At 65.3% G+C, this 13,352-nt stretch carries 15 protein-coding genes; 4 read left to right on the forward strand and 11 right to left on the reverse strand.

Features of this window, described 5'->3' with window-relative positions; genetic code table 11:
* The first annotated feature begins 7 nt into the window (after positions 1 to 7).
* From ACZK4Z_RS19750 to ACZK4Z_RS19760, 3 genes are all read left to right on the forward strand, one after another.
* Positions 8 to 385, forward strand: a complete 378-nt coding sequence (locus ACZK4Z_RS19750) for a PDZ domain-containing protein (RefSeq protein WP_183080218.1) — start codon at positions 8 to 10, stop codon at positions 383 to 385.
* 123 nt (positions 386 to 508) lie between these two features.
* Positions 509 to 1,855 carry a sigma-54-dependent transcriptional regulator gene (locus ACZK4Z_RS19755; protein WP_346485708.1) on the forward strand — a complete coding sequence of 449 codons (1,347 nt, stop codon included), beginning with the start codon at positions 509 to 511 and terminating at the stop codon, positions 1,853 to 1,855.
* The gene (locus ACZK4Z_RS19760) at positions 1,852 to 3,204 is read left to right on the forward strand and encodes a sensor histidine kinase (RefSeq protein ID WP_049399192.1); all 1,353 of its coding nucleotides are present in this window, start codon (positions 1,852 to 1,854) and stop codon (positions 3,202 to 3,204) included. Before ACZK4Z_RS19755 ends, ACZK4Z_RS19760 begins: the two co-directional genes overlap by 4 nt.
* Before the next feature lie 47 nt (positions 3,205 to 3,251).
* On the opposite strand, the gene ACZK4Z_RS19765 is transcribed toward ACZK4Z_RS19760, so the two are convergent.
* Positions 3,252 to 3,785, reverse strand: a complete 534-nt coding sequence (locus ACZK4Z_RS19765) for a GNAT family N-acetyltransferase (protein WP_125893392.1) — start codon at positions 3,783 to 3,785, stop codon at positions 3,252 to 3,254.
* Positions 3,754 to 5,121, reverse strand: a complete 1,368-nt coding sequence (gene glmU / locus ACZK4Z_RS19770) for a bifunctional UDP-N-acetylglucosamine diphosphorylase/glucosamine-1-phosphate N-acetyltransferase GlmU (protein ID WP_125893390.1) — start codon at positions 5,119 to 5,121, stop codon at positions 3,754 to 3,756. The genes ACZK4Z_RS19765 and glmU overlap by 32 nt, the downstream gene beginning before the upstream one ends.
* A gap of 83 nt (positions 5,122 to 5,204) precedes the next feature.
* Here glmU and ACZK4Z_RS19775 point away from each other — a divergent pair, with 83 nt between their 5' ends.
* On the forward strand, positions 5,205 to 5,588 hold the full coding sequence (locus ACZK4Z_RS19775) for a GtrA family protein (protein WP_121504337.1): 384 nt from the start codon (positions 5,205 to 5,207) through the stop codon (positions 5,586 to 5,588).
* 216 nt (positions 5,589 to 5,804) lie between these two features.
* Here ACZK4Z_RS19775 and ACZK4Z_RS19780 read toward each other — a convergent pair whose 3' ends face one another.
* The 9 genes from ACZK4Z_RS19780 to ACZK4Z_RS19820 all read right to left on the reverse strand — a co-directional run bounded on the left by ACZK4Z_RS19780 (position 5,805) and on the right by ACZK4Z_RS19820 (position 13,022).
* A complete protein-coding gene (locus ACZK4Z_RS19780) occupies positions 5,805 to 6,227 on the reverse strand; it encodes a F0F1 ATP synthase subunit epsilon (RefSeq protein ID WP_005419509.1) in 423 nt (140 codons plus the stop codon).
* 113 nt (positions 6,228 to 6,340) lie between these two features.
* Positions 6,341 to 7,747 (reverse strand): F0F1 ATP synthase subunit beta, encoded by a 1,407-nt coding sequence (atpD, locus tag ACZK4Z_RS19785; protein ID WP_032129045.1) that lies wholly within the window; start codon positions 7,745 to 7,747, stop codon positions 6,341 to 6,343.
* A gap of 38 nt (positions 7,748 to 7,785) precedes the next feature.
* On the reverse strand, positions 7,786 to 8,649 hold the full coding sequence (gene atpG / locus ACZK4Z_RS19790; protein WP_032129046.1) for a F0F1 ATP synthase subunit gamma: 864 nt from the start codon (positions 8,647 to 8,649) through the stop codon (positions 7,786 to 7,788).
* A gap of 97 nt (positions 8,650 to 8,746) precedes the next feature.
* The gene (gene atpA, locus ACZK4Z_RS19795) at positions 8,747 to 10,294 is read right to left on the reverse strand and encodes a F0F1 ATP synthase subunit alpha (RefSeq protein ID WP_014038567.1); all 1,548 of its coding nucleotides are present in this window, start codon (positions 10,292 to 10,294) and stop codon (positions 8,747 to 8,749) included.
* 44 nt (positions 10,295 to 10,338) lie between these two features.
* Positions 10,339 to 10,866, reverse strand: coding sequence for a F0F1 ATP synthase subunit delta (locus ACZK4Z_RS19800; protein WP_032129048.1), 528 nt, complete (start codon positions 10,864 to 10,866; stop codon positions 10,339 to 10,341).
* 2 nt (positions 10,867 to 10,868) lie between these two features.
* Positions 10,869 to 11,339: a F0F1 ATP synthase subunit B gene (locus ACZK4Z_RS19805; RefSeq protein ID WP_005419512.1), complete on the reverse strand. Its 471-nt coding sequence runs from the start codon at positions 11,337 to 11,339 to the stop codon at positions 10,869 to 10,871.
* A gap of 106 nt (positions 11,340 to 11,445) precedes the next feature.
* Complete coding sequence (gene atpE / locus ACZK4Z_RS19810; protein ID WP_005411133.1) at positions 11,446 to 11,751, reverse strand: F0F1 ATP synthase subunit C; 306 nt, start codon at positions 11,749 to 11,751, stop codon at positions 11,446 to 11,448.
* A 73-nt stretch (positions 11,752 to 11,824) separates the two neighbouring features.
* Complete coding sequence (atpB, locus tag ACZK4Z_RS19815) at positions 11,825 to 12,625, reverse strand: F0F1 ATP synthase subunit A (RefSeq protein WP_010481316.1); 801 nt, start codon at positions 12,623 to 12,625, stop codon at positions 11,825 to 11,827.
* A 31-nt stretch (positions 12,626 to 12,656) separates the two neighbouring features.
* Positions 12,657 to 13,022: a hypothetical protein gene (locus tag ACZK4Z_RS19820; RefSeq protein ID WP_006394654.1), complete on the reverse strand. Its 366-nt coding sequence runs from the start codon at positions 13,020 to 13,022 to the stop codon at positions 12,657 to 12,659.
* Positions 13,023 to 13,352: the final 330 nt, after the last annotated feature.

A 13,352-nucleotide genomic window follows, 5' to 3' on the forward strand; every position in this document is an offset into this window, starting at 1 on the left:
CCGCGCGATGTGCCTGATGCTGCTCCTGCCATTGCCGGCGCTGGCCGGCGGTGGCAGTGCGCAGACACTGGAGTGGCGCCAGGATGCCGCGCGGTTGTCCTTGCGCTCAACGGAGGGCCAGGTGCGCGTGGAGGCCGCCAGCCCGGAAATGCGCTTCGGCGTGCGCAGTGGCGATCGCATCCTGCGCGTGGACGACACGGCGGTGCGCCGGGTCGAACACCTTGCCGAGGCCCTGCGTCATGCCAACGCAGCCACCGCCTATCTGTTGCTGCGCCGCGACAAGCGCGAACTGACGGTGGCGGTCGACGCCGCAGCCTGGCGCCAGGCGCTGGAGGTGCCGCCGCCACCCGCGCCGCCACGGCCCCCGGCGCCTCCCCGGCGCTGAGCGAGGGCCGCTCCTGCACAGCCACGGGTTTGGCTATGCTTGATGGGTGGCGCCGGGCTCTCCCGGTGCGTGGACACGAACGGCTCCAACGGCGCCGCCCATCCCTTTCTGCAGAACCGCTTGATGCCTGCGATCCTGATCATCGACGACAACGCCAGCGTGGGTACCGCGCTGGACGTGCTGTTCTCCCTGCACGACATCGACACCCTGCAGGCGCAGAGCCCGTCCGAAGGGCTGGCCCTGCTGGAGTCGCAGCCGGTCGACCTGGTGATCCAGGACATGAACTTCAGCGAGGACACCACCTCCGGCGAAGAAGGCGAGGCCCTGTTCGCGCAGATCCGCGCGCGCCATCCCGATCTGCCGGTGATCCTGCTGACCGCCTGGACCCACCTCAGCAGCGCGGTGGATCTGGTCAAGGCCGGTGCGGCCGACTACCTGGCCAAGCCCTGGGACGACCGCAAGCTGATGACCACGGTCAACAACCTGCTGGAACTGTCCGAGGCGCGCCGCGAACTGGACCGGCGCCGCAGCCGTGAACTGCGCCAGCGCAATGCGCTGGAAGAGAAGTATGACCTGTGCGGCGCGGTCTTCGCCGACCCTGCCAGCGAGCGCGTCATCGCACTCGCCTGCCAAGTCGCACGCTCGGAACTGCCGGTACTGATCACCGGCGCGAACGGTGCCGGCAAGGAGAAGATCGCGCAGATCATCCAGGCCAATTCTCTGGTGGCCAAGGGTCCATTCGTGGCGGTCAACTGTGGCGCGCTGCCTTCGGAACTGATCGAGGCCGAACTGTTCGGTGCCGAGGCCGGTGCGTATACCGGCGCCAACAAGGCGCGCGAAGGCAAGTTCGAGGCCGCCGATGGTGGCACCCTGTTCCTGGATGAGATCGGCAACCTGTCGCTGGGCGGGCAGATGAAGCTGTTGCGTGTGCTGGAAACCGGCCGCTTCGAGCGCCTGGGCTCCAACCGCGAACGCCAGGTCAAGGTCCGCGTGGTCAGCGCGACCAATGCCGACCTGCCGGCGATGATCCGCGACGGCACCTTCCGCGAAGACCTCTATTACCGCCTCAACACGGTGGAACTGGTGCTGCCGCCGCTGGCCGAACGTCCGGGCGACATCGTGCCGCTGGCCGAGCGCTTCCTGACCGCTGGCAAGCCCCTGTCCAGCGCCGCCACCGCCGCCCTGCAGCGGCACCCGTGGCCAGGCAACGTGCGCGAACTGCGCAACGTGATCCAGCGCGCCGAACTGCTGGCTACCGGCAACCGTATTGAAGTGGCCGATCTCAACCTGCCGCGCGCAGCCGCCGCACCGCGCCCGGCCCCCAGTGCGGGCAATGACCCCGACCGCGCGCGCATCGAGGAGGTACTGGCGCGCAACCATGGCGTCATCGCCCAGGCCGCCGCCGAACTCGGCCTGAGCCGCCAGGCGCTGTACCGGCGCATGGACCGCCACGGTATCCCGCGCGAATGAAACGGCGCTCGTTCACTTTCCGCCTGTTCCTGCGCCTGCTGCCGGTGCTGGCGCTGGCCGCCGCGTTGCCGTGGCTGCTGGCCTACTGGATGGACCATGGCTGGGTGGTGACCACGGTGTCGGCGTTGATCCTGCTGTCGCTGATGTGGTGGACCCTGCGTCGCGCTACCGCCCCGGTGCGGTCACTGATGCGGGCCCTGGCGGGCACCACCAGCAGCTATCGCGACGGCGAATACAACTTCGGCGTGCACTGGCCCGGCAATGACGAGCTCGGCGACCTGGTGCAGGCACACCGCGAACTGGGCGATGTGCTGCGTGCACAGCGGCAGGGCCTGGTGCAACGCGAACTTCTGCTGGACACGATGGTGCAGAACACGCCGGTGGCGATGCTGCTGATCGCCTCGGGCGGTGATGGCATCGCCCGCGTGGTGTTCTCCAATCTGGCTGCGCGCAAGCTGCTGCATGGCGGCTGGAAGCTGGAAGGCCAGCGCCTGGAGGACGTGCTGGAACAGGTGCCGGTGGAGCTGCGCGATGCCATCGCCCGCGGTGGCGACAGCCTGTTCGCGGTGCATGCCGAGGGCGAGGACGGCGATGAGGACGACGAGCAGGTGTACCACCTCTCGCGCCGCGCCTTCCAGCTCAATGGTCGTCCGCACGACCTGCTGCTGGTGCGCCTGCTGACCGCCGAGCTGCGCCGCCAGGAAGTACAGACCTGGAAGAAGGTGATCCGGGTGATCAGCCACGAGCTCAACAACTCGCTGGCACCGATTGCCTCGCTGGCCCACTCCGGCGGTGTACTGGTGCAGCGTGAGCGCTTTGACCGGCTGCCGGAGATCTTCACCACCATTGAGGATCGCGCACGCCACCTGGAGGGCTTCATCCGCGGCTATGCGCGCTTTGCCAAGCTGCCGCAGCCGCAGTTGCAGACCGTGCACTGGGCCCCCTTCCTGTCCAGCCTGCGCCAGCAGATCCCGTTCGGCATGGAACGTGAGCCGGACGAGGAACTGAGCAGCCGCATCGACATCGCCCAGTTCGGGCAGGCACTGCTGAACCTGTTGAAGAACGCGCACGAAGCCTGCGCCGAAGCAGAGCCGCCCAACGATGACGTACAGGTGCAACTCACGCGGCTGCCGCAGTGGCTGCGCCTGGACGTACTGGATCGCGGCAAGGGCATGAACGAGCAGGTGCTGCAGAATGCGCTGATGCCGTTCTATTCGACCAAGCGCAATGGTACCGGGCTGGGCTTGGCCTTGACCCGCGAGATCGTGGAAGCGCATGGCGGCCGGGTATCACTGCAGAATCGCGGCGATGGCGGGTTGTGCGTGTCGATCCTGTTGCCGGTGGGTTGAGCGGGTAGGTCCACGCCATGCGCGGATGTGCCGACCAAGGTCGGCACCTACCAAACCTGCCGCATCGCCACCCGCAGGTGCATCGGAAACCCGAGCGCAGCCTCTTCGGCCATCACCGCGCGCAGGCCATCGTTCCACTGCACCTCGGGCACTACGTCGAATCCTTCGCTGGCATAGAAGGCCGCATTCCACGGCACATCGGACAGCGTGGTCAGCACCGCGGCCGCGTAGCCCCCCACCCTCGCCTGCGCCAAGGCATGGCGCAGCAAAGCGCGGCCGTGGCCACGCCGCGCGTGTGCGGGATCCACGTCCATCTGCAGCACATGGAATTCACCGCAGAGTTCGCCGGCCAGCAGGTAACCCGCGATACCACCGTCAGCCGCATCCACCACCCACAACTGACCACGTTGAAGGCCATCCTGCAGCGTCGGCAGGTCCAGACCATGCCCGGCAAACACCGGGTAGGCCTGGTGACCCTTCAGCAGTTCACCGGCACGTTGTTCAATTGCCGGCAGCATGCCGAGTTCGTCGGCATGCGGGATGCGTGGCTCAGGACTTCTTGAGCGGGCGCTTCCAGCCATCGATGGTTTCCTGTCGTGCACGTGCCAGTGTCAGCTTGCCATCCGGGGCGTCGCGGGTGATGACCGAACCGGCGGCAATCGTCGCGCTGTCGCCAATGGTCACCGGCGCTACCAGCGAACTGTTGGAACCAATGAAGGCGTTGTCGCCGATGGTGGTGGTCGACTTGTTCACGCCGTCGTAGTTGCAGGTGATGGTGCCGGCACCGATGTTTACCTTGCTGCCGATCACCGCATCGCCCAGGTAGGTCAGATGGTTGGCCTTGCTGCCAACACCGAGGGTGACCTTCTTGGTCTCGACGAAGTTGCCCACGTGCACGCCGTCGGCGAGCACGGTCCCCGGGCGCAGCCGCGCGAACGGTCCCACCAGTGCTGCGCCTTCGGTGACCACGCCTTCAAGATCACAATGCGCGCGCACTTCGGTGCCCGGGCCAAGATTGACGTCCTTCAGCCGGTTGAACGGGCCCACGGTGACGCCGTCGCCGAGCACGATGTGGCCTTCCAGAACGACGTCGACATCGATCAGCACATCGCTGCCCACGGTGACGGTGCCACGGATATCCAGTCGTGCCGGGTCACGCACGCGCGCGCCCTGCGCGCACAGGGCCCGTACCGCGCGGCGCTGCCAGGCACGCTCCAGCTGCGAAAGCTGCCAGGGATCGTTTGCCCCTTCGGCTTCCTGCGCGTCGGCCACCAGTGCCATTTCGGCCGGGGTGTACTCGTGCGCGGCAAAGGCGAACACGTCGGTCAGGTAGTACTCGCCCTGCGCGTTGCTGTTGGACAGCTGCGACAGCCAGCGCCGCAGCGCGGTCGACTCGGCGGCAATGATGCCGGTATTGATCGTGCGCACACGCAGCTGGTCGTCGGTAGCGTCCTTCTGCTCGACAATGGAGCCCACCTTGCCTTCGGCATCGCGCAGCACGCGGCCGTAACCGGTCGGGTCATCGACATCGGCGACCAGCACCGCCAGGCGACCCGGCTGCGCCAGCAGGTCGCGCAGGGTCTGCGCGCGGATCAGCGGCACGTCGCCGTACAGCACCAGCACCTGCGCGGCGTCGGGCACCTGCGGCATCGCCTGGGCCACCGCATGGCCGGTGCCCAGCTGCTGCGCCTGTTCAGCCCATTGCAGGTCGGGCTGGTCGGCGAAGTACTGGCGCACCGCTTCACCACCATGGCCGTAGACCACGTGGATCGCCGAGGGCTGCAGTTCACGGGCCGCATCGATCACATGCGCCAGCATCGGCTGGCCGGCGATCGGCTGCAGCACCTTCGGCAGCACCGACTTCATGCGCTTGCCCGCGCCAGCGGCGAGGATGATGACGTGCAGGGGTTGGGTCATGGAAACGGCAGTCCGTGGTTCGTTGCCGATGATTCTAGAGCGTGGGCCGTTAACATGTGCATCCCACCTCCTTCACCGCACTGATGGGCCTCGTCCGCCAGGGAAGCACCTATCTCATCATCGGGCTCGTGCAGCTGCTGCTCGACTGGCTGGTGTTCGTCACCGCGACCGCGCTGGGCCTGCCGGTGGTGCCTGCCAACATTGCCGGTCGCCTGGCCGGGATGCTGCTGGGCTTCTGGCTCAACGGCCGTTACACCTTTGCCAACGCAGGTGATGCGCGCCTTGGCTGGCGTCGATTTTCACGCTTCTTCGGGCTGTGGCTGCTGCTCACCGCGACAAGCACGTTGCTGGTGAGCCTGGTCGACCACGCGCTGGGCCTGCAGTACACCTGGCTGGCCAAGCCGCTGGTGGAAGGCGGGCTGGCGTGCGTTTCCTTCCTGCTGATGCGCTACGTGGTCTACCGCTGATACGGCGCTGGGATCGGGATCGGGATCGGGATCGGGATCGGGATCGGGATCGGTAGAGTCGACTGTTGGTCGACGGCTCTTCCATCAGACTGCGGAAATCCCGCGCTGCGCGCGATAGTCGACTGACAGTCGACTCAGCCCAGCCGACACTCTACCCCGCACAAACAAAAACGCCGGCACAGGGCCGGCGTTCTCGTGGATGCAGCGCGAGAAACCTCAGTGCTTGAGGTTCTTGCGCAGGCGCTCCAGCGCCTGCAGCTGGACGACGGCTTCGGCCAGCTTCTGCTGGGCTTCAGCCACTTCCATCGCTTCGCCGCGGTTGGCCAGGATGCGCTCGGCTTCTTCCTTGGCCTTGCGGACCGAGGCTTCGTCGATGTCCTGCGCGCGGATCGCGGTGTCGGCCAGCACGGTCACCACCTGCGGCTGCACTTCCAGGATGCCGCCGGAAATGGCGAAATCCAGCTGCTCGCCGTTCGGCGTGGTCACCACCACCTTGCCCGGCTTCAGGCGGGTGATCAGCGGCGCGTGCTTGGGCGCGATGCCCAGTTCGCCCAGCTCACCGGTGGCCACGACCAGGGTCGCTTCGCCACGGAAGATTTCCTGCTCGGCGCTGACGATGTCGCAACGGATCGTGCTCATGCAAATCTCTTCGCTGTTCGCGGCGGCGCAATGCCACCGTGGGAGTCCACCGGCGCGGGCGGTTGCCCGGCGCCGGCGTCAGGTCGGGCAGGATCGCTCCCGCCCGTCCCGGATCAGGCCTTCTCGGCCATCTTCTTGGCCTTCTCGACCGCTTCTTCGATGCCGCCGACCATGTAGAACGCCTGCTCCGGCAGGTGGTCGTACTCGCCATCGACGATGGCCTTGAAGCCACGGATGGTGTCCTTCAGCGGCACGTACTTGCCCGGCGAACCGGTGAACACTTCGGCCACGTGGAACGGCTGGCTGAAGAAGCGCTCGATCTTACGGGCGCGCGACACGGCCTGCTTGTCCTCTTCGGACAGCTCGTCCATGCCCAGGATCGCGATGATGTCCTTCAGTTCCTTGTACTTCTGCAGGGTCTGCTGGACGCGCTGGGCGGTGTCGTAGTGCTCGTGGCCGATGACCAGCGGATCCATCTGGCGGCTGGTGGAATCCAGCGGATCGACGGCCGGGTAGATACCCAGCGAGGCGATCGAACGCGACAGGGTGACGGTCGAGTCCAGGTGGGCGAAGGTGGTCGCCGGCGACGGGTCGGTCAGGTCGTCCGCGGGAACGTAGACGGCCTGGATCGAGGTGATCGAACCGTTCTTGGTCGAGGTGATGCGCTCCTGCAGGACGCCCATTTCCTCGGCCAGGGTCGGCTGGTAACCCACGGCGGACGGCATACGGCCCAGCAGTGCCGACACTTCGGTACCGGCCAGGGTGTAGCGGTAGATGTTGTCGACGAACAGCAGGACGTCCTTGCCCTTGCCGTTTTCGTCCTTCTCGTCGCGGAAGTACTCGGCCATGGTCAGGCCGGTCAGGGCGACGCGCAGACGGTTGCCCGGCGGCTCGTTCATCTGGCCGTACACCATCGCCACCTTGTCGAGGACGTTGGAGTCCTTCATTTCGTGGTAGAAGTCGTTGCCCTCACGGGTACGCTCACCCACGCCGGCGAACACGGACAGACCGCTGTGCGCCTTGGCGATGTTGTTGATCAGTTCCATCATGTTGACGGTCTTGCCGACGCCGGCGCCGCCGAACAGGCCGACCTTGCCGCCCTTGGCGAACGGGCACATCAGGTCGATGACCTTGATGCCGGTTTCCAGCAGCTCGGTAGCCGGGGACTGGTCTTCGTACGACGGGGCCGCACGGTGGATTTCCCAGCTGTCGCTGGCGGCCACCGGGCCGGCTTCGTCGATCGGACGGCCGAGCACGTCCATGATGCGGCCCAGGGTGCCAGCACCGACCGGCACGGAGATGCCGCGGTCGGTGTTGGTGGCGACCAGGTTGCGCTTCAGGCCGTCGGTGGAACCGAGGGCGATGGTACGCACCACGCCGTCGCCCAGCTGCTGCTGGACTTCGAGGGTGATTTCGGTGTTGTCGACCTTCAGTGCGTCGTACACCTTCGGCACCGACTCACGCGGGAATTCGACGTCGACGACCGCGCCGATGATCTGAACGATCTTGCCCTGACTCATTGCTGCATCCTCTAAATGTGTGCTTTGAACGAACGCGGTCAGACTGCTGCCGCGCCGCCGACGATTTCGGAGATTTCCTGGGTGATCGCTGCCTGGCGTGCCTTGTTGTAGACCAGCTGCAGCTCACCGATCAGCTTGTTGGCGTTGTCGCTCGCCGCCTTCATCGCGACCATGCGTGCGGCATGTTCGGAGGCAACGTTTTCCAGCAGCGCCTGGTACACCAGCGACTCGATGTAACGCGTCATCACGTGCTCCAGCACGGTCGCGGCATCGGGTTCGTACAGGTAATCCCAGTCGTGGTGAGCGACCTGCTTCTCAGCCGGCGGCAGCGGCAGCAGCTGATCGAAGCTGGCCTTCTGCGTCATGGTGTTCACGAAGCGGTTGTAGACCAGGTACACGCGGTCGACCTTGCCTTCGGTGAAGGCGTCGAGCATGACCTTGATCACACCGATCAGCGATTCCAGCTTCGGCACGTCGCCGATGTGGGTCACGCTGCCGACCATGTTGACCTTCACGCGGCGGAAGAAGGTCGATGCCTTCTGGCCGATGGTCACCAGGTCCACTTCCGCGCCCTTGTCCTGCCATGCCTTGGCTTCGCCCAGCATCCTGCGGAACAGGTTGTTGTTCAGGCCGCCGGCCAGGCCGCGATCGGAGGAGATCACGATGAAGCCGACCCGCTTGACCTGCTCGCGCTCGACCAGGAACGGATGCTGGTAGTCGGTGCTGGCCTGGGCCAGGTGACCGATCACCTGCTTCATCGCCTGCGCGTACGGACGCGAGGTCTTCATCCGATCCTGCGCCTTGCGGATCTTGGAGGCCGAGACCATTTCCAGGGCGCGCGTCACCTTGCGGGTGTTCTGCACGCTCTTGATCTTGGTTTTGATTTCGCGTCCGCTTGCCATCTCTTGTTTCCCGTGGCGCGGGGCTGCTGCCCCGCGTTGTTCAACCGTTTGTCATCTGGTCCAGCGGAGCCAGAGGCTCCGCTCTACAGGACCGCGATTACCAGCTGCCGGTGGTCTTGAACTCGGCGATGCCCTTCTTGAAGGCACCTTCGATGTCGTTGTCCCAACCGCCGGTGGCGTTGACCTTGCTGATCAGCTCGCCCTGGGTGTTGGCGAAGTGGGCGTGCAGGCCTTCTTCGAACGCCAGCAGCTTGTTGACCGGCACGTCGTCGAGGTAACCCTCGTTGACGGCGTAGATCGACAGCGCCTGGTTGGCGATCGACATCGGCGCGTACTGCTTCTGCTTCATCAGCTCGGTGACGCGCTGGCCACGCTCCAGCTGCTTGCGGGTGGCTTCGTCCAGGTCCGAGGCGAACTGCGCGAACGCAGCCAGCTCGCGGTACTGGGCCAGCGAGATACGGATGCCGCCCGACAGCTTCTTGATGATCTTGGTCTGGGCCGAGCCACCGACGCGCGACACCGAGATACCGGCGTTCACGGCCGGGCGGATGCCGGCGTTGAACAGGTCGGTTTCCAGGAAGATCTGGCCGTCGGTGATCGAGATCACGTTGGTCGGAACGAAGGCGGACACGTCGCCGGCCTGGGTTTCGATGATCGGCAGCGCGGTCAGCGAACCGGTCTTGCCGGTGACCTTGCCTTCGGTGAACTTCTCGACGTATTCCTCGGACACGCGGGCAGCGCGCTCGAGCAGACGGGAGTGCAGGTAGAACACGTCACCCGGGTAGGCTTCACGGCCCGGCGGGCGCTTCAGCAGCAGCGAGATCTGGCGGTAGGCGACGGCCTGCTTGGACAGATCGTCGTACACGATCAGCGCGTCTTCGCCGCGGTCCATGAAGTACTCACCCATGGTGCAGCCCGAGTAGGCGCTGATGTACTGCATGGCAGCCGATTCGGAAGCAGTCGCGGCCACCACGATGGTGTGGGCCAGCGCGCCGTTCTCTTCCAGCTTGCGCACGATGTTGGCGATGGTCGAAGCCTTCTGGCCGATCGCAACGTACACGCACTTGATGCCGGTGCCCTTCTGGTTGATCACCGCATCGATCGCCATCGCGGTCTTGCCGGTCTGGCGGTCACCGATGATCAGCTCGCGCTGGCCACGGCCGATCGGGATCATCGAGTCGACCGACTTGTAACCGGTCTGCACCGGCTGGTCGACCGACTTGCGCCAGATCACGCCCGGAGCAACGCGCTCCACCGGAGCGGTCAGGTCGGTGCCCAGCGGGCCCTTGCCGTCGATCGGCTCGCCCAGCGCGTTCACGACGCGGCCCAGCAGTTCCGGACCGACCGGCACTTCCAGGATGCGGCCGGTGGTCTTGGCGACGTCGCCTTCGCGCAGGTTTTCGTAGTCACCCAGGACCACGGCGCCGACCGAGTCGCGCTCCAGGTTCAGGGCCAGGGCGAAGGTGTTGTTCGGCAGTTCGATCATTTCGCCCTGCATCACGTCGGCCAGACCGAAGATGCGCACGATGCCGTCGGACACGCTGGTCACGGTGCCTTCGTTGCGCGATTCCGCGGCCAGCTTGACCTTCTCGATGCGGTTCTTGATCAGTTCGCTGATTTCGGAGGGGTTGAGCGTGGTTGCCATCGTCAAGTCCTAGTGCCGGCAGCGGGGCCGGACGTTAAATGAATTCAGTTAGCGAGCGCGGTCTGCAGACGGGCCAGCTTGCCCTTCAGCGAACCATCGATGACCACGTCGCCGGCGTCGATCACGGCGCCGCCGATCAGCGAAGCATCGACCGCGGTGGTCACGTCGACCTCGCGGTTGAAGCGCTTGCGCAGCGCAACCTTGATCGCGTCCAGCTCTCCGGCCGACAGCTCGGAAGCCGAGGTCACCGTGGCCTTGACCACGTGCTCGGCTTCGGCGCGCAGGGCGTCGAACATGCCGGAGATTTCCGGCAGCAGCGGCAGACGATGCGATTCGGCCAGGATGGCCAGGAAGCGCGAGTAGGTCTCGCCGTGGGACACCGGCGCCAGCAGGGCGACGGCGTCGTCACGACCCAGCTCCGGGTTGGCGAGCAGGGCCGCCACGCGCGGATCGGCGGCGACGTGGGCGGAGAACGCCAGGGCGTCCGACCACGGCGCGAACGCGCCTTCGTCGCGCGCGGTCGCGAACGCGGCGCGGGCGTACGGGCGGGCAAGCGTGAGGGCCTGGCTCATCCTTAGATCTCCGAGGCCAGCTCGTCGAGCAGCGCCTTGTGGGCGTTGGCGTCGATTTCGCGCTTGAGCAGCTTTTCGGCACCGGTCACGGCCAGCGCAGACACCTGCTTGCGCAGATCTTCACGGGCACGGTTGGCGGCGGCGTCGATTTCAGCCTGGGCCAGTTCCTTCTGACGGGTGGCTTCGGTGATCGCTTCGTTACGGGCAGCATCAACGATCTGGTTGGCACGTGCGTGGGCCTGATCGATGATCTCGTTGGCCTTGGTACGTGCTTCCTTCAGCGCTTCGTTGACCTTCTCCTGCGCCTGGGCCAGATCTTTCTGGCTGCGGTCGGCAGCAGCGAGGCCTTCAGCAATCTTCTGCTGGCGCTCTTCGATCGCGTTCATCAGCGGCGGCCAGATCTTGGTCGCGATGATCCAGATCAGACCAGCGAAGGCCAGCGCCTGCGCAAGAAGGGTGAAATTGATATTCATGGTTAGCTCGATCGCTGGTTTCGGGGTGGACGCGCCGCCGTAGCGGCGCATCCGGCCTTCATCCGAAACCGGGTGCATCAGCACCCGGTCGTCTCAAACCGCTGTATCAGCCGGCCAGAGCCTTGGTGACGGCGCCAGCGAAGGCAGCCGACAGCGGGTTGGCGAAGGCCAGCAGCAGGCCGACGGCGACCGAGATGATGAACGCGGCGTCGATCAGGCCGGCGGTGATGAACATGCGGACCTGCAGGACCGGGATCAGTTCCGGCTGGCGGGCGGCCGACTCCAGGAACTTACCAGCCATGATGGCCAGACCCAGACCGGCGCCCAGCGCGGCCAGGCCGATCATGATGCCGACGGCAAGGGCGGTGGAGCTCTGAATCTGCGCGAAGTTGGTCAGGACGGCGAAGTACATGGTTATCTCCAGGAACTTAAGTTGCTAAGGGTGATGAAACGGATGAAGGTTGAAACGCGTTGAAGCTTGAAACTCAGTGAGCGTCTTCCGACAGGCTCAGGTACACGATCGACAGCATCATGAAGATGAAGGCCTGCAGCGGGATCACCAGCAGGTGGAACAGCATCCAGCCGAGGCCGAACACACCACCGGCAATGGCACCGAAGAAACCGGCACCACCCAGCACCCAGATCAGCAGGAACACGATTTCGCCGCCGAACATGTTGCCGAACAGTCGCATCGCCAGCGAGATCGGCTTGCTCAGCCACTCGACGATGTTGAGGATCAGGTTGAACGGCATCATCCACTTGCCGAACGGCGCCGTCAGGAATTCCTTGATGAAGCCGCCCAGGCCCTTGGACTTGAGCGCGAAGAACAGCATCAGGAAGAACACGCTGATGGCCATGCCCAGGGTGGCATTGACGTCAGCGGTCGGGACCGGCTTCCAGTAGTGCACGCCCACCCATTCCAGCGGCTTGGCGATGAAATCGGCCGGGATCATCTTCAGCAGATTCATCAACAGGATCCAGAAGAAGATCGTGATGGCGATCGGCGTGACCAGCTTGCTCTTGCCGTGGTAGGTGTCCTTGGCCTGGCGGTCGACGAACTCCAGGCAGATCTCGACGAAGGCCTGCCACTTGCCCGGCACGCCGGCGGTGGCCTTGCGGGTGCCCAGCCAGAACGCGACAACGATCACCAGGCCCATCAGGACCGCGGTGAGGAAGGTATCGACGTGGATATGCCAGAACATACCCTCACCCTTGCCGACCGGCGCGGTCAGGTTGTGCAGGTGATGCTGGATGTAGCTGGTAGGGGTTAGAGCCTCGCCCGCCATGTGTCCGGAACCTTCAGTTAATTGAATTCTGTCAACGCCTGGCCATCGCCAGGACCTGGAACATCAAGCCGACGGCGATACCAGCCAATAGCGCCAATGCAGGCAGCTTGAAGACCAGGAACCCCACCAGCAGGACGCCGAAAACCACCACCCACTTGGCCACGATCGCAATGATCAGGCGAGCCATCGCCGATCCTGCGGCCAGTGCCCCACCGCCCAGTGCCATCCGTGCCGCCACCCAGCCACCGGCCGAAATGGCCACACCGGACGCCAGCGCGCCGAGGGCATATTTCGGACCTACCAGCAGGAAGGCCAGGGCCAGGACAGCCACTGCGGCCAGCGGGTAGACCGCGGCGCGCAGCATCAGTCGCCGACCCGCATCAACGGAGTTCAGCACAGGACGTCCCGCGTGGTTGCAAGTGGAGGGCTGAGGCGACTACAGCAGGGGGGGCCTCATCGAGCCGCCAAATTATAGCAATGGGACAATTTGCGAGACAACCGCTCCCTGTTCATCCCGGGAGGCCGCAAGTTGCGGTAACGGTTACATTTTTGCGTGCCACCCAGGGGACAATGACGTCCGTATGATGTTGCAGCGCAGTATTGAACTTTGGTCGCAGGCCGCGGAACTTTCACCGAATGCGCCGGTCCGATCTTTCGACCTGCCTGCAGCAACCTCGTCGACGCTCCGCCCCGCAGGTCCCACGATGGCCCCGAAGCCCGGCTCCGG

The organism is Stenotrophomonas sp. 71799_Sma, from assembly GCF_056482505.1.

Bases quoted from the DNA above. Each gene is read 5' to 3' on its own strand.
- ACZK4Z_RS19750 (WP_183080218.1), top strand. From the start codon at position 8: ATGTGCCTGATGCTGCTCCTGCCATTGCCGGCGCTGGCCGGCGGTGGC.
- ACZK4Z_RS19755 (WP_346485708.1), top strand. From the start codon at position 509: ATGCCTGCGATCCTGATCATCGACGACAACGCCAGCGTGGGTACCGCG.
- ACZK4Z_RS19760 (WP_049399192.1), top strand. From the start codon at position 1,852: ATGAAACGGCGCTCGTTCACTTTCCGCCTGTTCCTGCGCCTGCTGCCG.
- ACZK4Z_RS19765 (WP_125893392.1), bottom strand. From the start codon at position 3,785: ATGGCTGGAAGCGCCCGCTCAAGAAGTCCTGAGCCACGCATCCCGCAT.
- glmU (WP_125893390.1), bottom strand. From the start codon at position 5,121: ATGACCCAACCCCTGCACGTCATCATCCTCGCCGCTGGCGCGGGCAAG.
- ACZK4Z_RS19775 (WP_121504337.1), top strand. From the start codon at position 5,205: ATGGGCCTCGTCCGCCAGGGAAGCACCTATCTCATCATCGGGCTCGTG.
- ACZK4Z_RS19780 (WP_005419509.1), bottom strand. From the start codon at position 6,227: ATGAGCACGATCCGTTGCGACATCGTCAGCGCCGAGCAGGAAATCTTC.
- atpD (WP_032129045.1), bottom strand. From the start codon at position 7,747: ATGAGTCAGGGCAAGATCGTTCAGATCATCGGCGCGGTCGTCGACGTC.
- atpG (WP_032129046.1), bottom strand. From the start codon at position 8,649: ATGGCAAGCGGACGCGAAATCAAAACCAAGATCAAGAGCGTGCAGAAC.
- atpA (WP_014038567.1), bottom strand. From the start codon at position 10,294: ATGGCAACCACGCTCAACCCCTCCGAAATCAGCGAACTGATCAAGAAC.
- ACZK4Z_RS19800 (WP_032129048.1), bottom strand. From the start codon at position 10,866: ATGAGCCAGGCCCTCACGCTTGCCCGCCCGTACGCCCGCGCCGCGTTC.
- ACZK4Z_RS19805 (WP_005419512.1), bottom strand. From the start codon at position 11,339: ATGAATATCAATTTCACCCTTCTTGCGCAGGCGCTGGCCTTCGCTGGT.
- atpE (WP_005411133.1), bottom strand. From the start codon at position 11,751: ATGTACTTCGCCGTCCTGACCAACTTCGCGCAGATTCAGAGCTCCACC.
- atpB (WP_010481316.1), bottom strand. From the start codon at position 12,625: ATGGCGGGCGAGGCTCTAACCCCTACCAGCTACATCCAGCATCACCTG.